General features: G+C 62.8%; 15 protein-coding genes. 7 read left to right on the forward strand and 8 right to left on the reverse strand.

Annotation, left to right across the window (positions count from 1 at the left end; translation table 11 throughout):
• The 4 genes from MTR64_RS01250 to MTR64_RS01265 all read left to right on the forward strand — a co-directional run.
• A partial coding sequence (locus tag MTR64_RS01250; RefSeq protein ID WP_243989963.1) for an amidohydrolase family protein occupies positions 1-754 on the forward strand: 754 nt, incomplete at its 5' end.
• Between the two features lie 227 nt (positions 755-981).
• Entirely contained in the window at positions 982-2,685 is a 1,704-nt protein-coding gene (locus tag MTR64_RS01255) for a toll/interleukin-1 receptor domain-containing protein (RefSeq protein ID WP_243989965.1), read from the forward strand.
• On the forward strand, positions 2,686-3,276 hold the full coding sequence (locus tag MTR64_RS01260; protein WP_243989966.1) for a hypothetical protein: 591 nt from the start codon (positions 2,686-2,688) through the stop codon (positions 3,274-3,276). It abuts the gene before it with no gap.
• Between the two features lie 43 nt (positions 3,277-3,319).
• Complete coding sequence (locus tag MTR64_RS01265; RefSeq protein WP_243989968.1) at positions 3,320-4,813, forward strand: TRAFs-binding domain-containing protein; 1,494 nt, start codon at positions 3,320-3,322, stop codon at positions 4,811-4,813.
• Here the strand turns inward: MTR64_RS01265 and MTR64_RS01270 are convergent.
• From MTR64_RS01270 to MTR64_RS01300, 7 genes are all read right to left on the reverse strand, one after another.
• Complete coding sequence (locus MTR64_RS01270; RefSeq protein ID WP_243989969.1) at positions 4,790-5,443, reverse strand: Crp/Fnr family transcriptional regulator; 654 nt, start codon at positions 5,441-5,443, stop codon at positions 4,790-4,792. The genes MTR64_RS01265 and MTR64_RS01270 overlap by 24 nt on opposite strands.
• A 318-nt stretch (positions 5,444-5,761) precedes the next feature.
• Positions 5,762-6,748 (reverse strand): aspartyl/asparaginyl beta-hydroxylase domain-containing protein, encoded by a 987-nt coding sequence (locus MTR64_RS01275; RefSeq protein ID WP_243989971.1) that lies wholly within the window; start codon positions 6,746-6,748, stop codon positions 5,762-5,764.
• Positions 6,749-6,751: 3 nt separating this feature from the next.
• Positions 6,752-8,668, reverse strand: a complete 1,917-nt coding sequence (locus tag MTR64_RS01280) for a tetratricopeptide repeat-containing sulfotransferase family protein (protein WP_243989973.1) — start codon at positions 8,666-8,668, stop codon at positions 6,752-6,754.
• The gene (locus tag MTR64_RS01285; RefSeq protein WP_243989975.1) at positions 8,668-9,291 is read right to left on the reverse strand and encodes an aspartyl/asparaginyl beta-hydroxylase domain-containing protein; all 624 of its coding nucleotides are present in this window, start codon (positions 9,289-9,291) and stop codon (positions 8,668-8,670) included. Before MTR64_RS01285 ends, MTR64_RS01280 begins: the two co-directional genes overlap by 1 nt.
• On the reverse strand, positions 9,288-9,926 hold the full coding sequence (locus tag MTR64_RS01290) for a sulfotransferase family 2 domain-containing protein (protein WP_243989978.1): 639 nt from the start codon (positions 9,924-9,926) through the stop codon (positions 9,288-9,290). The genes MTR64_RS01285 and MTR64_RS01290 overlap by 4 nt, the downstream gene beginning before the upstream one ends.
• 73 nt (positions 9,927-9,999) lie before the next feature.
• Entirely contained in the window at positions 10,000-12,750 is a 2,751-nt protein-coding gene (locus tag MTR64_RS01295; RefSeq protein ID WP_243989979.1) for a TonB-dependent receptor, read from the reverse strand.
• A gap of 263 nt (positions 12,751-13,013) precedes the next feature.
• On the reverse strand, positions 13,014-13,565 hold the full coding sequence (locus tag MTR64_RS01300; protein WP_243989981.1) for an HD domain-containing protein: 552 nt from the start codon (positions 13,563-13,565) through the stop codon (positions 13,014-13,016).
• A 379-nt stretch (positions 13,566-13,944) separates the two neighbouring features.
• On the opposite strand from MTR64_RS01300, the gene MTR64_RS01305 reads away from it, so the two are divergent.
• From MTR64_RS01305 to MTR64_RS01315, 3 genes are all read left to right on the forward strand, one after another.
• Positions 13,945-15,177, forward strand: coding sequence for a cytochrome P450 (locus tag MTR64_RS01305; protein WP_243989983.1), 1,233 nt, complete (start codon positions 13,945-13,947; stop codon positions 15,175-15,177).
• Between the two features lie 215 nt (positions 15,178-15,392).
• Positions 15,393-17,660: an NADP-dependent malic enzyme gene (locus MTR64_RS01310; RefSeq protein WP_243989985.1), complete on the forward strand. Its 2,268-nt coding sequence runs from the start codon at positions 15,393-15,395 to the stop codon at positions 17,658-17,660.
• Between the two features lie 170 nt (positions 17,661-17,830).
• Positions 17,831-18,100 carry a hypothetical protein gene (locus MTR64_RS01315; protein ID WP_243989987.1) on the forward strand — a complete coding sequence of 90 codons (270 nt, stop codon included), beginning with the start codon at positions 17,831-17,833 and terminating at the stop codon, positions 18,098-18,100.
• Positions 18,101-18,158: 58 nt separating this feature from the next.
• Here the strand turns inward: MTR64_RS01315 and MTR64_RS01320 are convergent, their stop codons facing one another.
• Positions 18,159-19,601 carry a globin-coupled sensor protein gene (locus MTR64_RS01320; protein ID WP_243989990.1) on the reverse strand — a complete coding sequence of 481 codons (1,443 nt, stop codon included), beginning with the start codon at positions 19,599-19,601 and terminating at the stop codon, positions 18,159-18,161.
• Positions 19,602-19,628 lie beyond the last annotated feature (27 nt).

The raw sequence follows: 19,628 nt of genomic DNA on the forward strand, positions 1-19,628 counted from the left end.
TCCGCAGGACGCAGGGCCGGACAAGCTCTTTGCCCTGCGCGATCACCTCGGCTTTTCGCGCAATGTCATCGTGCAGGCCAGCTGCCACGGCACCGACAACGCCGCCACGCTGAACGCCATCGCAAAGTCCGAAGGCAAGGCTCGCGGCGTTGCCGTGGTCGATCCCGACATTTCGGACGCAGAACTGTCCGCGCTCCATGAAGGCGGCATGCGCGGCATCCGCTTCAACTTCCTGAAGCGCCTCGTCGACAATGCTCCCAAGGACAAGTTCCTCGAAGTCTCGAAACGCCTGCCCGAGGGCTGGCACGTCGTCATCTACTTCGAAGCCGACATCCTCGAGGAACTGCGCCCGTTCATGGACGCCATCCCGGTCCCCCTCGTGATCGACCACATGGGTCGCCCCGACGTGCGGCAGGGTCCGGACGGCGAGGACATGAAGGCCTTCCGCCGCCTGCTCGATTCTCGTGAGGACATCTGGTTCAAGGCAACCTGCCCCGAGCGCCTCGATGCCATCAAGGAAGGCGGCATGGGCGATCCCTGGGACAACTTCGCCTCGGCCGTGGCCCCGCTCGTTGCCGACTATCAGGACCGCGTGATCTGGGGCACCGACTGGCCGCACCCCAACATGCAGGACGAGATCGCGGACGATGGCCACATCGTCGACATGATCCCGCGGATCGCGCCGACGGTGGAGCTGCAGCAAAAGCTCCTGATCACCAACCCGATGCGCCTCTACTGGCCCGAGGAACTGTAATCTTCAACGAACCCTGCCCCTCGAAAGGGGAAGCGTCATTACGGCACGGCCCCTTGCGGATCGCCCCCTTCGCCATTTGTTGGGGAACAGGCATTTTACAGAGCCGACACAGCTATCGAGGCGTCCTTTTGCGCAAGCGTTGCGATCGGCGATGGATGTGAGAGTCCAAACTTGCTAATCACCCGGCGTTCGAGCGGCCGGACCGTAAACAACCAGTGGAAGGGCGGATGGAGACCGAGGCGTCATATCTGGCCTTTCTCAGCTACAGTCACAAGGATGTTCGCAAGGCTCGCCGTCTGCAGCGGCGGCTGGAGACTTACAGGCTGCCCAAGGGCCTGGCCCTCGAGGATGGCTCCCGCCGCTTGGGGTCCGTCTTTCGCGATCAGGACGAACTCGCTGCAGCCAGTGATCTTTCCGAAAGCGTAAAGGAGGGAATTGCGCGTTCCGGCGCGATGATCGTTCTTTGCTCGCCTTCGGCTGCGATGTCTCTCTGGGTGGACAAGGAAATCCGGTTATTCCGGGAGGTCCACCCGACACGTCCGATCCTGGCTGCCGTCATCAAGGGCGATCCGGACGACGCCTTCCCCCCGGCGCTGACCGAGGACGCCGAACCGCTCGCCGCGGACTTGCGAACCGAAGGGGACGGCGAGAAGCTGGGCACCCTCAAACTGGTCGCGGGCCTCTCCGGGGTAAGGCTGGACCGGCTTGTCCAGCGCGACGCGCAAAGACGCGTGCGACGCGTGACGGCGATCACGATCATGTCGCTTATCATAGCGTTAGGCTTCGTCACGTTGTCGCTTTTCGCTTGGCAAGCCCAGCGCGAGGCGGAGCGGCAACGTGCCGAAGCCGAAGGGATGGTCGAGTTCATGCTGACCGATTTGCGCCAGCGCCTGCGCAGCGTAGGCCGCCTGGATGTACTGACGACCGTCAACAAGCGCGCGATGAACTATTATCGGGCGCAGGGCGAGCTCGACCGGCTGCCTGACGAAAGTCTCGAACGGCGCGCGCGCATTCTCCATGCCATGGGCGAGGACGACATCGCCCTTGGTGATCTTCCGGCGGCCCTGCAGAAATTCAAGGAAGCGCACCGAACGACCGAATCGATCCTGAAAAAGGCTCCCGGCGATCCCGAGCGCATCTTCAATCATGCGCAGAGCGAGTTCTGGGTTGGCCAGGTCGACCAGTTGCAGGGACAGGCCGAAGCCGCGCTGGGCCATTACCGGGCCTATCTGAGACTGGCCGAAAGGCTGGCGGAACTGGAACCCCGCAAATCGCGCAGCCTGATGGAAGTCGGCTATGCGCTCAGCAATATCGCTGCCATTCAGTACTTGTTCCAGAAAGACGATCCCGGCGCCATCATGCACTACCAGATGTCGCTCGATTGTTTCTTGCGGGCGCAGGCGCTGGATCCCGACTCTGTCCTCATCCGCAAGGAAGTTGCCGAACGTCATGCCCGGATTTCCGATGTGCAGTTCGATCACAGGGATCTGGATGCAGCGCGCTGGCACCGGGTTCGCCAGCTTGCCCTGCTCAAGCCGCTGAGGCGTGCCGATCCGGACAATGGCGATCTCGCCTATCAGACGCTCGTCGCCACGAGGGCGCTTGCCCGCATCGCTTTCAAGAGCGGCAAACTGACCGAAGCGGCGACACTGGTGAAGGACGCGGAAACGCAGGCCCTGCGCCTGCAGGAGCGCGACCCCCGGAACCAGTACTGGTTCGAACAGCACTTGCGCGTCCTCTCCGATGCCGCCGAGGTGGCGCAGGCGCTTCGACAGCCCGCTGAAGTCGCGCGGCTGACGAAAGAGGCCGGAGAGATGATCGGCAAGGTCCACAGCGGTTCGGCCGCTGTTCCGGCATTTCGCGCCGAGTCCATCCAACGGCTTGATGCCATCGCGCGTCTGGACGCCAACACTTCAGGAATGGGGAATTAAATGATTCACGGAGACAGTGTTCGAATTGCCGGTCCCGGCAACAAGATCTCGCACGTCATGCTTCTCTACATCGGCGTGACGGACGGCAAGTGGCTGGTCAGCCGGTGGTTCGCCCCTATCGGGGCAAACGGCCTCGAAGCAACCGAAGAAGGCCTGCTGAAGCTTGCCAGGGCAGACGATTCGTCCGCCCCGGAATTCCGGGGCTATACCTTCGAGAACATCAGCTTTGTCGAGTACATGTGCTATTTCACGGTCGTCCTCGATGCGCCCGGTTACAGCTTCCACGATGGCACCGGCACCGACCCGATGCTGTTTCTGGAAAAGAAGGACAACTCCTCACTGCCGCCGCCGCCGGCACCGGTCGCGCCCAACAAGAGCTTTTACGATCTTCAGGACGTCTCGGTCGGCGGGTTCCCTGCACTCCGCTGCCGCAACTATATGCGCAACGGCAACGGTGAGCCGCTCAAGGAAGGCGAGACCATCGGGTTCATCTTCAACCTCTATATTCGCGCGAACTATGTGCATGGTGACGGCTTCGGCGTAGTGCTCGCGATCGATCCCGACGGGACGAGTACCGGTCCACGCATGTAAAACTGTTGGCGTCTCTATGGCCCATATGGAACAAACAGCAAGCATGGACAGGGCACAGCTCAACAGCATTACCCGGCTGGCACGCGCGGGTGCGCTGGAACAGGCGTGGGCGCAGTTTCTGACAGCCGGGCTTGATACGCGTCTCGACGATCCCAATGCACTCACGGTCCACGGGCGACTGCTCAAGGACCGCGCCGCGCAAGCAGACGGAGAGACGCGGGACGCCCTGCTGAACGACGCGATTGCCGCGTACGAGCGTGCCTCCCATCTGTCCCGCGCAACCTACCCCTTGATCAACGCCGCCACGCTCGCCCTGCTTGCGGGGCGGCGTGATCGCGCGCAGGCCCTCGCGCTCGAAACGCTTGCTCTGATCGACAGCGACGACTGCGCTCCGGAAACCACCTACTGGCTGGATGCGACAAGGGCTGAGGCATGCCTCCTGCTTGGACGCAAGGGAGAGGCCGAGACCATTCTCGGACGGGCCGTGGAAAACCAGCCCGAGGCATGGGAGGATCATGCCTCGACACTGCGGCAATTCGCCATGATTGCGGCGGAAATGGGGTGGTCGGCCGACTGGCTGGACCGTTATCGCCCTCCCCCTTCACTGCACTTCGATGGCATACTGGGCATTGCCGAAGACGACGCGGAAGCGCGCGACGCGATTGCATCCGCGCTGCATACCATCCGTCCCGGCAATGTGGTGGGTGCACTCGCGGCTGGGGCGGACATCATGGTCGCCGAAGAGGCCCTGCGCCTTGGCGCGCATCTTCATGTGGTTTTGCCCTGCGCTCCGGAACTTTTCCTGCAGGCGTCCGTGCTGCCGTTGGAATCAGCATGGGAAGCGCGTTTTGCGCATCTCATGGACGAGGCCGTCTCGGTCCTGATCCTCGACGATTGGCAACCGCTCAGCCTAGCTTCCATCGCGATTGCACGACAGGCTGCCATGGGGCTTGCCATCCGCGATGCCCGCCGTCTGCAATCGTCAGCCATCGCCCTGCGCGTCCAGGAACCGGACCAGGAAGGGCCATCGCATGACGATGCCGACTGGATGCGACATGGCCTTGAGCTAAGGCGCGTCGTTATCGAGCGCAGCAACCTGAGCAGTGCGGCGCTGCCATCGACGTCACAGGCCACTGCCCTGCTAACGCTGCCGACCGCGCTGGCGCGGGAATTGCCTTCAGGGAGCAAACGGCTGGCCAGCCGCGAAGGCCTGGCCCTCCACTCGTTTTCCACGATCACCGAGGGTGCACGCGCTGCGCAACATCTCGTCGCGCAGCACCCCAATGCCCGACTCGGGCTGGACTATTGCGCGGTATCCGATGCAAGTCTGTCAGTCCATTTCGATCGCGGCCTTACCCTCTCGTCGACGGACATCAAGGGCGCAATCGCGCTTAGCGAGGCCGCTGCGCTTGCACTGACCCTGCAGATACCGGCCGCCAATGTCGAACCCATGGGAAGCATTCGTGGCGCGACCGGCGAGTTGTCGATCTACGGGCTCTTTCCCGATCGCGTATCAGGCAATCAGCTCGGCAAGTAGCCGGGGCGCCGTAATCTCAAGCACGGCATCGGTACGACGAACGATGCCGCGGCGGACCAGGTTGGCAATTGCCCGCGAAGCCGTCTCGCGCGTTGTGTGCACGGTCAACGCCAGCGCGGACAATACCGGCGGCGGTTCGATCCGGTTGGAATCGCCCGCAAGCCGCAACAATTCGGCATAGACACGGCCGGTGGCGCTGAGCGTGGTTCTGGCTGCCATCCTGTCCAGCAAGGTGTCGAGCTGTCTGGCAAGCAGCACGGAGAGCCCGTGACCCACATCTGCATTGCTGCGCGCGAGATCGGCAAGCACGGTAGTCTTGATGGAAAAGAGCGTCAGCGCCCCCATCGCCACAAAATCCGTGCGAAGCGCGGCCGGCCCAGGATAGCTACCGAAAAGCTCGCCCGGCCCATAAGAGGCCAGCAAAATAAGTTGCCCGTCGGGCCCGTTGATCTGCGCCTGAGCAACACCGTCAACGACCAGCCAGCAATGATGGGCAAGATCGCCCTGACGGGCAACCACGCCCTTGGCGGGAACGCTCAATTCCCGCACCGCGGCGCCGAGTGCGGCCGCAGCGTCATCACTGCAGGAAAATACCGACTGCATCACGGCCAGCCGTTCGGCGTCGAGCAAGCTGTTCATCCCCCGTGAAGAATTGCCGGTCCACCCAATAACCGGGGATGTGCTCTGACAACAGCCTTCTCGGACGGCATCGCCGAAAAAATGGCCCGGCGAACCTGAAGCCCGCCGGGCCAAAGTTTTATCGGAAATCAGACATAACATCTGAGTTCCTCGGGTCGCGCGGCAAGCTTAGAACGATGGGCGAATCTTACGCGTGATCACCGTCACGCATGACAATTTGCGCAGCAACGGGTTCGTGGCTCTGCACACGGCAACGGACCCGCATCCGGGCCGAGACCTGCCATCCACCATCACGGCTGCCTCATCCTTTCAGCAAACCCCGGACACTTCACCGGTGCGCCCTGCCTGCGCTCCGGCATCGTCCACGACCAGATGCTGCAGCACGCGCTTTTCGAGCACCAGCAACGCGCTGGCATTGTTGGTTCGCATGACCAGACCATCCGCAAGCGGCCTCGCAGCCTCGCGTACGGCACCGGCCAGGTGCCAAAAGTCCGCTTCCGCCGGTCCGCCGACGCCATGCAGGGCGCAGAGCTGACGCCAGTCGAACACGAAGTTCTTCATCAACAAACTGAAGCGCGCGGCGCGCTCCCTGGCTTCGGCAGTATCCGTCGCGACCGTCAGTTCCGCACACAGATCCTCGACCAGAAACTGCACCTCTGCCGCCGGCATCACCGGTGACCGCTGGTTGCTCTCGGTGAGCAGCCGGGGATTTGCCGCCGGGTTCCAGCTGGCCTTGCGCCATTGCTCGCGCGGCGGAACCGGCCCGCAGGCGAACTGCCAGAACGCTGCCGTACCTGATGTATCCGCGACGAGATGGATGCGCGCGGAGGCAGCCTTGTTCTCCACATGATGCCGCCGCCAGTTGTCGAACACCCAGGCTTCACCGGCAGCCATGTGCACGGCCTGCCCGTCACAGTGAAAGCGCACCTCCGGACGGGTGAAGACCGGGATGTGCAGCCGTACGCGCGTATGCCAGTGGTAATTGATGTCGGCGTGGTCAGGCACTCCCACGCCCGGTTCAAGGCGCATCAGCCGCGAGCGGCCCCAGACGACGCCAAAGCCAGCGAGGACCTGGCGCATGTAGGGCATGCCTGCAAGCCAGCGGGTCGGCAGCATCTGCCCGTGAACAGAGTCGGTCTCGCCACCGTCGGCGCTGATCAGCCGCGCGGCGCTGTTGCCGGGTACGCCGTCAGGATGCGGCACCCAGGCGTCGTCCGGCAGGGCCGCGATTTCGGCCTGCAGACGCTCAGCATCGAAAAGAACGGGAAGCTGGAAAAAAGGGCGCGACAGCCGCATGGGTCAGCTCCTGTAGTCCGTCAGGGCATCGCCCAGCCGGTCCCGTAACGGGGCAAGCCAGGGTGCGTAGTTTCGCCATTGGTCCAGCGCCTGCCGGTCGATGGGCTGGCGAACCTGTTCGGAACTGGGCGTGCGCACACTGCGCCGGGTCTCGTGGAACACAAGGCAGGCTCTCTCGAAAGGCAGGCCGCAGTGATTCAGCATGCGGTCGACACTGCACTCCAAATCCTCGACCACGTCTTCGTAATGAAGCCGCAGCACCCTTCCCGGCAGTACCGCATCCCAATGCCGCATGAGATCGAGGTAGGCGCGGTAGTAACGGGCGATATCATCAATGCCGTACGTGAATTCCTGATTGGTGGTGCCGAACAACTGCTTCAGATTGCTGAAACAGCAAGCCATCGGCTCGCGGCGCACATCGATGATGATTGCGCTCGGGAGGATCAAATGGATCAGCCCGACGTGCCAGAAGTTGTTGGGCATCTTGTCGATGAAGAACGGCCGCCCCTCGCGGCGGTAGACCCGGGTTTCGGAAAGGAAACGCTCGCCAAGCGCGCGTGCCTCGCGGGCTGACAGGCGATGCATCGCCCTGGGATCGATTGGCAGACCGCAAACCGGATCGGCACCGCACAGATCACTCACGTACCGGCCGATCTCGGTCAGTTCCTGCGTGCCTTCGACAAGCGAATGCGACGCCAGTATTTGTTCGATCAGAGTCGAACCCGAACGCGGCAGACCCACTATAAAGACGGGTGACGGATCGTTCACGCCCCAACCAGCGCGGGTCTCGAAGAATTCCGCGGTAAAGACATGCTTCAGCCGCAGGACGCAGGTCTCCGCGGCATCGGCGCTATAACCGCTAGTGCTGCTGCGAAGCGCATTGCCGCGCTCATAGTAGCGCCATGAAGAAGCGTAATCGCCCTGATCCTCCAGCGCCTTGCCAAGCGCGAAACAGAGATAGACGCGGTCCATGTCCTGCGTCTCGGGCCGGGCCTCGGCCGCCTGCATGTGCGCGATTTCCTCGGCGGTGAAACGGTAGGTCTTGAGATTGGCAAGACTGAACCAGGCTACGCCGTAGTCCCGGCGCGCGGCCAGCGCGGCGCGGTAGCCGGCAATGGCCTCCGGCTGCCTGCCCACGGTCTTCAACGCATTCGCCCGCCACAGGTACAGGTCGGCGGCCTCCGAGCCGGACCGGGGAGCGCCAGCCAGAAGCTTCTCGCACAGATCGATCACGGGCTCGTGGTCGCCCAGCCCCACACAGGCCGCGGCGTATTGCCTCAGATATTCGCGGTTGCCGGAATCCTGGTGGACAAGTTGCGCGGACTGCTCATGTGCCTGCCAGTGCTTCTGCTGACCCAGCAGCACCGCCGCATAGTCGAAGCGAGCCTCGTGATAGTCAGGCGCCAGATCGAGTACCGCTTCCAGCAGGCTCTGCGCGTCTTCGGGTGCCTCGCGGTCCTGACGGATGCGCGCAAGCAGGCGCAGTGCCCCCACATTGCCGCTGTCCTTGCGCAGATAGCCGCGAAGGACCTCTTCCGCTTCCGCCAGATCGCCATCGGCGCAGAGGCTGTTGGCCACCACAACTTCGGACGGCAGTTGCTGCAATATGGCCAGATGCTGCGCCGCCGCGGCAGCCTGCGCAGTATCGCCCAGCATACGGTACAGCTGCTCGAGCATGTCCCAGCTTGCGGGCAGCGTGGGATTGAGCTGCACCGCCTCGCGCAGCGCTTCGATCGCCGCCGGTCCGTCGCGCAGCAAGACAAGGCAGTGGCCGCGTTCCTGATAGAGACGGCTGAACCGGGGATGCAGCGCGCGTAGCCGGGCAAGAGCGAGCAGCGCTTCGGGCACCCGGCCGGAAGCGCGCAGGCTCTGGGCTTCGTGCAACAGGGCGTCCCGCTGGCTGGCGGTGGCGGCAAGCATCAGCGCGCCCTGTCCACATGCAGCAAGGGCTCCAGCCAGTCGGGCTCCGGCTGATCGGCGTCGTAGTATTCGAGGATAAGGTGGATGCGGTCCGTCGCGCCGCCATTGTGCACCCAGTGCGGCCCCAAATTGTTGACCTCGACCGCCTCCCCAATCGGGAAGAGGTGTTCGCCGCCGCCGAAGCATGACACCACCCCGGGATTGGTTGACAAAGGCACGTGAATCTTGTGCGGCCACTTCGCCGCGGGATTGGCATCGATGTGCGGATGGATCACCCCACCTGCAGGCAACCGGGCCAGCATCACCCGCGGGAACGTCCCGTGCGCATACCCATAAGCGCGCACCGCCTGTGCCAGCACCGGCTCCAGCAGGCCGCGCCATTGCGGCCAGGCCGGGCAGTCAAAATCACCGCGCCAGTCGAGCGGACTTTCGATGAAGCGGAACACGATATGCCGCGTCGTGCCCAGCACTTCGAACTTGTTGGGTTTGCGAGCGTTTTCGGCATCCCAGACCGCTTCGGGGATCGCCATCACGGCCGCCCGCAGCGCAGCGATATCGACGGCGCCGAGCTGGCGGACAGTCGTAGTCTTGCGCGGATTGGCCGTGGGAGGCGCGAGCGTCATCGCAGCCCCTCGAATGCATAGCCGAACAGCTCCAGATCCTGCGCATAGCGTGCGGCGACGCCCTCGATCAGCGTCCTGTCGTAATAGCGACGGTAATCGGCGTGGCGGGTACCGTTGACGCGGTCAAGCGGGCGCGAGGGAATACCGATGCACGCGCAGATCGCGTCGTAGGAGCCCTGCATGTCCTCGACGCGGCCGACCATGTCGGTCAGAAGGGTCCGGCCGTCCTCGCCCGTGAGCAGCGAGGCCTGCGGCTGAGCCAAAATGTGCTGTTCGGGCGGCTCCCGGAAAAGAAAATGGTACATCACGTCCTGCGGCTGGCGCTGAAAGACATCGCCGCCTCTCAGCATGAAGGCGCAGTACGAAACGAAACGGTCAAACGGATTACGGACGAAGGCGAATTTGAAATAGTTGCCGAACGCCTCCTCGCCGAGGCAGGGGCGCACTTGCCGCAGCGAGAGGTGGCCATGCCGCACCGCCGCCAGATCCTGCCAGGGGAAGCTCTTTTCCTCGAACAGGCGGACCTGCTCGACGTCTTCCTTGCCCAGCTGCTCGCGCAGGGCCTGCCGCACGGCATGGGTGCCGGTCTTGGGCACGGCAGCGAAGATGAAACGGTGGCGGTGGGAAACGATCATGCCGTGTCACTCAATGCGGCAAAGCGCCCCCTTCCCGAAGGAAGGAGGGCGCCGCCTCGAACAGGCGTTGGGATCAGAACTTGTAAGCGAACCCGGCCATGTAGGTCGTGCCGCTCTGGTTCTGGTTGTAGAGGTAGCGGTTCTGGCCCCAGAACTGCGTGTCCTTCTCGTTCGTCAGGTTTATCGCGTTGGCCGTGAGCTGGAACGCATCGGTGACGTTGTAGAAGAACGAGGCGTCGACATAAGTGGTGCCTTCGAAGCCACGCGTACTGGCGCTCATCAGGCTGTCGCTCTTGCCGGTGTACCAGCGCGAGCGATGGCTCAGTGAACCGCGTGCCCCCCAGCGTTCGGTTTCATAGTAGAGCGTGAAGTTGTAGCTGGTGTCGGAGATCCCGGTGATTTCCTCGTCAGCATCCACGTAGGTGAAATTCGCCACTGCGCCCAGGTTGTCGAACGGTGCCGGCAGGAACGAGAACTGGCCCTGTGCGGCGAGTTCGATACCGGTCAGCGACTTCGTGCCCGCAACGTTGACGGGCATCGTGAATTCCGTGACGATCGTACTGTCGGTTGCGCCCGGAATCGTGCTGGAGGGCACGCCAGTCTCGCTGAACGGCACGTTCTCAAGCGTCTCGGAACCGATGAAGTTCTTGATCCACTTGTGGAACACGCCCACCGAGATGAGGCCTTCCTTGCCGAAATAGTATTCCAGCGACAGGTCCAGCGTGGTGTCCTTGAAGGGCTTGAGGTTGGGATTGCCGCGCGAGGCGGTGATCACGCTGTTGTCCCCCTCGAACGCGGAACCCTGCGCAGCCATCGAACCAAGGCTCGGACGATTGATGTTCTGCGTGGCGGCAAAGCGCACCAAAGCGTCCGGCGTCACTTCCAGCACGGCATTCATGGCCGGCAGCACACCCGAATAGTCGCCTTCGACGTCCGCCGTACCGAGGTAGGCGTAGTTATCTCCCTGGATCCAGCCGGTGCTGCTGGTCTTGGTCGTATAAGCGCGCGCACCGACGTTGCCGCGGAAGCGCTTGCCGAACAGTTCGCCGTCCCAGTCCGCCTGCAGGTAGCCGGAGATCGTCCGCTCAGTGACCTTGTAGACGTTCTCGATATCCTGGATCACGCCGCCCGAACCATCGGTGTTCGGTTCGAGGCGATGGTACTCGTTGTACTTCGCGAAACCGTCGCTGTAGTTGCCGATCAGCCAGGAACCCCAGCTGTTCGAGAACACATCGGTGATGCCGTCGACCGACGTGCCGCGTGTCTTGTCGCGGGTCCCGTTGACGTTGCCGTCATAGAAATAGCTGGCGCCGTCCTGCTCGAAGCGGTGATAAGCCGCACCCGCGCGGATCGTCCACACGCCGCTCGCCTTGTAATGCAGGTTCAGCACGCCTTCCTGCAGTTCCGACTGGTTGTAGAATGAACGGTAGTAGAAATCGTCCATCGCGTAGTTGGACGGGTCGGTCGGGTCCCAGTCGGGATAGCTGAACGTGGCAGAACGGCCGTCGGTGCCGTAATCCGCGATCAGATTGCCCTTCGCGCGCATGTAGAACTTGTCGTCGTAGGGCGTTTCGTACTTCGACTTCTCGTAGCCGATGTGGCCGTCGATCGTGAGGCTGTCCGACGCTTCCCAGTCGCCGGTCAGGGCAATCTGGTTGAAGCGGTTCTTGTTCAATTCGCGGCGATGCTCGCTGCCGAAAGTGGTGCCGGTCACGTCGAGGTAAGTCACGTAGCCGCTGTCGTCCCAGGCGATGTCATTGATCACCGACGAGGTCTGGAACTGCGCCGGCCAGACACCGCCAGCGGCCGTATCGAACGCGATCGAACCGCGCGAATTGAGCGGGCGGGTGGCAAGGTGCAATTCGTCGCGGTGCGTGGTGAAGCGGCCATGCAGCGCGTCGAGCGTCAGCAGCAGATTGTCTGCGGGGCGCCACTGCACGGCCGCGGTCAGGCCAAGGCGTTCCATCTTCGCATTCCACGAGGAGATGCGGTTGCCGTCCGCAAAGTAGAACGTGTTGTTCGTATCGGTAAGCGCGGCCTGCTGTGCTGCGCTCAGGTTGGAGATGTCCAGGCCCTTCGCGATCAGGTCCTGCATCTGTGTGCCGCTCACCGTGGTGTAGTTGTAGGTGTTATGGCCCTGCTCGGTGGTCTCGCGCCGGGAGTAGGCGACCGACAGTGTCACGCCGAACGTATTGTCCCAGTTCTGGCTATACATCGCGGCAATGCGCGGCTGGGCGTCCTTGGTGTACTGGTTGGTGCCCAGCTTGCCGGTGATGGCGCCCTTGGTGCCGGGCTCGTAATCGAACGGCTTGGCCGTGAACAGGCCCACGGTGCCCGCCATGCCGCCTTCGTTCTGCGCAGCCTGGAAGGTCTTTTCGACTTCCACCTTCGAGAAAAGTTCCGAAGCGAAGATATTGAAGTCGAACGCACGGTCGCGCGAGCGCTGGCCGCGGCTGTCCTGCGCCGAGTCAACGTTGCCGAGCACTTCCATGCCGTTGAGCTGCACGCGCGCGAAGTCCGAACCAAGACCACGCAGCGAAATGCGGCGCCCCTCGCCCGCTTCACGGGTGATCTGCACGCCCGGCAGACGCTGCAGCGATTCTGCCAGGTTCAGTTCCGGGAACTTCGCCATGTCCTCGGCGACGATCACATCCTTCTGGATGACCGCCTGCTTCTTGATGTCGCGGGCAATGCTCAGCGATTCCCGGTAACCGGACACGACAATGGCATCGGCTGAAACGTCAGGAGCCTGCTGGGCCAGTGCGGCTTCCGGGCGGGCGCCCGCAACCACCATCGCGACGCCGGCCAGCAAAAAGCTCTTCAAGTTCGGGTGCATGCCCCGAACGCAATCTCGACTCATCATGGAAGCTCCCCACTAATTTGGTATGGACCAATACCCCTTAAGCAGCTTCCAGAGACTCCTCTGTGACAGTTCTTGCCAAAATGAGATCATCCCAAACAGCGCGGCAAATGGGCCACAGACGCCCGTTGCAACCGCTTTACGGGGCTGGGTGCCTGCCTTTAGGCACGCATGAAAAAGGGCGCGGTCCTGCAAGAGAATCGCGCCCTTCGTCGGGGGGAACAGTATCAGGATGCGCGCTGCAATGACTGCAACATGGCGCGGTAAGTATCGAGCCCGGGCACCTGCCAGTCTGGCCGCTTGCCTGCATCGTCGAAGCTGCGCAGCAGCAGCGCCGCCTTCGCATAGCGGTTGGCCAGAAACGATTCCGCCTCTTCGTCGCTCATCGTCCCGCCCTGCAATTCGAGGCTCAGCTGTGATGCCCCGCTCAGTCCATCCCGATAATCCGGCTGCATCGTGCAAAGGTAGCGCTTGGCATCGACATGCAACCGGACCGGTTCCGTCACCTCCGGCCCGAAAACCGCAGAAAGATAGGATGCTCCGGTAGTTTCATGTTGGCCATCGGTGTGCAGCTTCACGGCAGCGTTACCCGCATCATCCAGAAACTGGCCAATGTCATGCAGCAGCGAAGCCGCGATCAGACTGTCGCTGCAACCATGCTGCCGGGCAAGCTGCGCGCACTGCAACGCGTGCTGGAGTTGCGAAGCATCCTCGCCGTAGTGTTCCGACCCGAATTTGTCGAACAGGGCGAAGACAGAATCGATGAATGTACTCGTCATGCAGCACTAAGCTCCCTGCCGGCTGGCGCACCGATCCAGCGGCCCCGGACCGTCCGAGGCATTGTTACAATTTGGTCTTATTGGACTATACCAATATCCATGACGGCCGCCCTAGCCGACAGGCGCGGTAAAGGCAAAGCGGTTTCGGAGCGGCAAGGGAGAATTCAGCTGAATGGCACGGGCTGATGCACAGACCCAAACCGACCGCCCCCAGCTGCCCGTGCACAGGTTTGCCCGCCCCGCCTTGCGGGATGTGAAGGCGCATCACGTCGCGTCTCCACGCTCCGCCATTGCCGGTTGACGACCGCGAACAGAAAAGTACTCTGTATTGCAAAGTTAAGGTGCGGCGCGAGTCCGTGCACACATGGAGAGATGACGGATGGCTACCAGCGCACAATCCTCGTTCATACCCGCACATGTCCCCGCAAACCTCGCGTGGGACCATTCGCTGGCACAATTCAACAACGAGCTGGACGATCCCTTCATGGCCGCGAGCCGGTTGCTGGATGGCCCGCCCCTGATCTGGGCGCGTGATGCCGTGCAGGGGCGCCCCGGATGGGTGATCGCGCGCCACGCGCTGCTGAAGGAAGCCTTCATCGACTGGGAGCACTTCTCCAGCGAAGGCGGCATGGACCTGACGATGCTGCTGGGCGTCGACTGGAACCTCAATCCGGTCAACATCGATCCACCGATGCACACGAAGTACCGCAAGGTGCTCACGCCGTTCTTCACGCCCAAGGCGGTAAGCCACATGGAACAGGGCGTGCATGATACGGTGCACCAGCTGATCGCCCCGTTCGAGGACAAGGGCGGCTGCGACTTCGTGAAGGACTTCGCGATCCCCTTCCCCAGCCTGATCTTCCTGAAGCTGATGGGAATGCCAGCGGACATGATGCACCAGTTCTTCGGCTGGGAGCAGAGCCTGCTGCACGGCGCGACGATGGAAGAGCGGATCGGCGCGGGACGAGAGATCCTCGAATATCTGAAATACCACCTCGAACAGCAGCGCAAGCAGCCCATGACGCCGCTGATGGAGAGCATCGTCAACGCAGAGATCGACGGCCGCAAGCTGAACGACGGCGAGATCCTGGGCATGTTCTACACGTTCTATGTCGGCGGTCTCGACACCGTCTACGCCACGCTGAGCTGGTCGATGCGCCACATCGCGACGCATCCCGAATTCCAGCAGTTCCTGCGCGACAATCCGGACAAGATGGACAAGATGGACAAGGCGGTACTCGAGCTTCTGCGTATGTTCAGCGTGGTTTCCAGCCAGCGCCGGGTGACGCAGGACTTCGTCTGGCACGGGGTGCAGATGAAGGAAAATGATCTCGTCGTGATGCCGATCTTCATCGCCTGCCGCGATCCCGAAGCCTATCCGGCCCCGCATGCGATCAACCTCGACCGGTCGGAACAGACGCTTTCCTTCGCGAGCGGCCCGCACCTGTGCCTCGGCATGCACCTTGCCCGGCGCGAACTGAAGATCGCGATCCAGAGCTTCCTCGACCGCTTCGACGACATTCACATCCCCGAAGGCAAGCACTACACGTACCACGCGGGCCCAACATTCAACGTCGACAGCCTTCCGCTGGCCTGGACACGCAAGGCCTGAACGCAGGCCCGGTCGCTGCATCCGGACAAGAGCGTCCGCGATACCCTGTTCGGCGCGGCGCAATAAGCCTGCAACGGCGAAGCGAAGATTTCCGGCACCCGACGACGGCATGACTGCATTAGATTGTGCGCACCTGTGTGAGTGCCTGTAATTCTCCCTCGGCTGCTGGTAAGGGCGTGCCCTCCGATCGCTCGAATCCGGAAATCAGGAAACTCATGGACGATACGCTTCGCCGCGCGGCACTCGACTATCACCGCCTTCCCCGCCCCGGCAAGATCACCGTCGAACCGACGAAACGCATGGTCAACCAGCGCGATCTGGCGCTGGCCTATTCGCCCGGCGTAGCGGCACCTTGCGAGGAAATTGCTGCTGATCCCGGCAAGGCGAACGACTACACCGCACGCGGCAATCTCGTGGCCGTCATCACCAACGGCACCGCCGTCCTCGGCCTCGGCGCAATCGGTGCGCTGGCATCCAAGCCGGTGATGGAAGGCAAGGGCGTACTGTTCAAGAAGTTCGCCGATATCGACGTCTTTGACATTGAGGTGGACACCACCGACCCCGAGAAGTTCGTCGAAGCCGTGGCACTGCTGGAACCGACTTTCGGCGGCATCAACCTCGAAGACATCAAGGCACCCGAATGCTTCGCGATCGAAGCGGCCCTGCGCGAGCGGATGGGCATTCCGGTCTTCCACGACGACCAGCACGGCACCGCGATCGTGGTGGCAGCCGCGGTGCGCAACGCGCTCGTGCTGCAGGGCAAGACGCTGGCCGAAGCAAAGCTCGTCACTTCAGGCGCGGGGGCGGCGGCTCTGGCTTGCGTCGATCTGCTGGTATCGATGGGCCTTAAGGTCGAAAACGTCACGCTGACCGACAAGGACGGCGTGATCCACGCCGGGCGCGAGGGCATGCTGCCCAACATGGCGCGCTATGCCCGCACCACCAATGCGCGCACCCTGCCCGACGTGCTGCCCGGCGCCAACGTCTTCCTCGGCCTGTCGGCACCCGGCGTGCTCAAGCCCGAATGGCTGCCGCTGCTGGCCGGGAACCCGCTGATCTTCGCACTGGCCAATCCCGAGCCCGAGATTCTTCCTGACGTCGCGCGCGCAGCGCGGCCCGACGCCATCGTTGCCACCGGCCGTTCGGATTTTCCGAACCAGGTCAACAACGTGTTGTGCTTCCCCTACATCTTCCGCGGCGCCCTCGACGTGGGGGCCACCGCGATCAACGAGGCAATGAAGGTGGCTGCAGCCGAGGCGATCGCGTCGCTGGCCCGGCTGCCCGCGCACGAGAGTGTCTCGCAAGCCTATGGCGGAAGCAAGCTGGTGTTCGGCCCCGAATACATCATCCCCACGCCCTTCGATCCGCGCCTGATCGTCGAGATCGCGCCCGCCGTCGCCAAAGCGGCGATGGACACGGGCGTTGCCACCCGCCCGATCGATATCGAGACGTATCGCCGCTCGCTGGAGCAGAAGAACAGCCGCTCGGCGCAAGTCATGCTGCCGGTCTTCCAGGGCGCGCGTGGCACCCGCACGCGCATCGCTTACGGAGAAGGCGAGGACGAGCGGGTGCTGCGCGCAATCCAGGACGCGCTTGATGACGGCATCGCCAGCCCCGTGATCGTCGCGCGCCGCCGCATCCTCAAGGAACGGCTACCCGCGCTGGGCCTGCGCTTCGAGCTCGACCGGGACGTCGAAGTGGTCGATCCGGAAACGGACGAAGCCCTGATGGACGAACTGCTGGAGACCTATCGCAGCGTTGCAGGACGCAAGGGCGTGCCTGCCCCCGAGGCCGTTCGCCACATCCGCCGCCGCCCCACCGTCACCGCCGCGATGCTTCTGCGCACGGGCCGCGTCGATGCGGCGCTGGTCGGCGGTAACTCGGAATACTGGGGACAGGTCAAGCATGTGCTGCGCGTCATCGACCGCCAGCCCGGCGTCGAACGCGTTTATGCGCTGTCCGGCCTGATCCTCGACGCGGGAGCACTGTTCCTCACCGACACGCACATGGTCACCGAGCCCACACCGGAACAGGTCGCAGAAATGACCTTGCTGGCCAGTCAGGAGCTGCGCCATTTCGGCCTCGATCCGCGTGTGGCACTGCTCTCGCATTCGAATTTCGGCGCGTCCCACAGCCCCAGCGCGCGCAAGATGCGCGCTGCTCTCGCAATCCTGCGCAACACCGCTCCGGACCTTGCCGTTGACGGTGAAATGCACGCCGATGCCGCCCTGGCTCAGCCGTTGCGAGAGCGTCTGGTCAGCGATGCCCGTTTCGACGGATCGGCCAACCTGCTGGTCATGCCCAACCTCGATGCTGCCAACATCACGCTGACCGCGCTTGCGGCCTCTTCGAATGCCGCGACCATCGGACCGATGCTGATGGGGCTTTCCCAGCCGATCCATGTCCTGACACCAAGTGCAACCTCGCGCACGATCCTCAATCTCAGCGCGATTGCCGCCTCCGAGGTGTTGACGAAAACCTAGGCGCGTAACTCGGGCATTCTCCGACAGACGAGCAGCACGATAAAATAATGCGCAAGTGCTTCGCAATAACCGATTATATAGTTTCCGAAGCTATGGCCAGATGCCATATCCTCAACTGGTTTGATTCGAGGACGTCACGAAGCGCAAAGGCGGGGTTTGGATAAAGCTGGATGCCGATCCATATCAGAGACAGTGGCGATAGCGCCGGCGAAGGCCATGAGCTCAAGCTGGCTTATTTCGACGACGGCAACGTCATTTTGCACTCGCACAACCCTGACACCGGCGAGGGGCAGCGCATTGTCATCATGGAAGATCAATGGAGGTCTCTCCTGCGATCTCTTCTTGATGTCTACGGCAAGGAAAAGTGCTGCTTCTACAATGGGAAAGGTCTCTGTCTGGACGAATGCCCGGACGAACCACCTGCCCCTGCACGCCAATAGCAGGACCAGTACGCTCTGGCGCTGAGCCCCTCCCCGGAAGCACAGCGCCTCCTGGGGCTTACGCAACAAGCCTGTGGTCAGTAGCGGCTCCAACCTGTGCCCGGCCGATGTTGAAGCGGCTGACCAGCACGGACACGCGATCGGCCTGATCCTGCAGACTGCGGGCAGCTGCCGAGGTTTGCTCCACCATCGCCGCATTCTGCTGGGTCATTTCATCCATGCCGGACACCGCAGCATTGACCTGCGCTATACTGTTCGCCTGGAACTGGGCCTTGTCGGCGATCTCCTGGACCTGCTCCACCACCTGTCCGACCTGCACGACGATTTGCTCGAACGCATTGCCGGTCTGCCCCACCAGATCCACGCCTGCACGCACTTGCGATGTACTCTGGCCGATCAGGGCCTTGATGTCCTTTGCAGCTTCTGCCGCCCGCTGCGCCAGCCCGCGCACTTCGGTCGCGACGACCGCGAAGCCCTTTCCAGCCTCACCGGCTCGCGCTGCCTCAACGCCCGCATTGAGCGCGAGCAGGTTCGTCTGAAAGGCAATGCCGTCGATGAGCTCGACGATCTGCCCGATCTCGCCCGAGCTCCTGTCGATGCCGGTCATGGCATCGACGGCGCCCACCACGATGCGCCCGCCCTCGCTGGCATCGTGATTGGCTTTGACCGTTGCATCCCGGGCTGAGTGGGCCGTCGCCGCCGTTTGCTGAACCGAACCGGTGAGCTCGCGCACAGCCGCTGCGGTTTCCTCGATGGAGGCAGCCTGCTGTTCGGTGCGGTTGGCCAGATCTGCGGACGCAGCGTTGATTTCCGCCGCGCCGGTGCGGATCGTGTCGAACGTCTCGGACACGGTAGCCAGCATTTCCCGCAAGGCAGCGATCGCTTCGGAGAAATCCTTGCCCACTTGCTCGTAGTCCTTGGGCAGTTCACCGATTTCCGCGCAGAGATCACCCTGGGCCACCCGCCGCAGCGCCTCGCCCAGTTGCTGGATCACGGCGCGCTGCTCACGCTCCTTGGTGGCGAAAATCGTCGTCACCGCAATATCCATATCCAGTAGCGCGATCTTGACGAACCTGCTGACGATGCCGGCAATACTTCGGATGCCGGGAAACGCCCCCCACCGCGACCCGGCGATGGCCTTGTATGTCAGCGTTCCCAATATCTGGGCATAAGCCCCAAAATAGAGGCTGGCATCAAGCCCGATGCGGGCGTGCACCTGCCCGATCTTCTCGGCCCGGCCGACATAATCGCCATCCAGCGCATTTTCGAAAATGCCGTTCCAGTGCGCCAGCTGCTTTTCACCGGCATGATCCATCATCGACCGCGACTTGAAAAACCGCTTCGCCTCAGGTGTCGTCTCCACCTTGTCGTAGAAAGCGCTGATAGCTTGAGGCGCGTGAACGCGCAGCAGCTCACTGATGAATTGAAACTCTCGGTCGCTTCGGCTTTCGAGCCCGTAAAAATCGAGCCGTTGTGCGATCGTGGCAGATGCTGTGGTCATGGCTGATCCTTCGCTGATAGAGAGAAG

Origin of the sequence: Novosphingobium album (ex Hu et al. 2023) (assembly GCF_022832385.1) — a bacterium.
GTDB classification, from domain to species: Bacteria; Pseudomonadota; Alphaproteobacteria; order Sphingomonadales; family Sphingomonadaceae; genus Novosphingobium; species Novosphingobium album.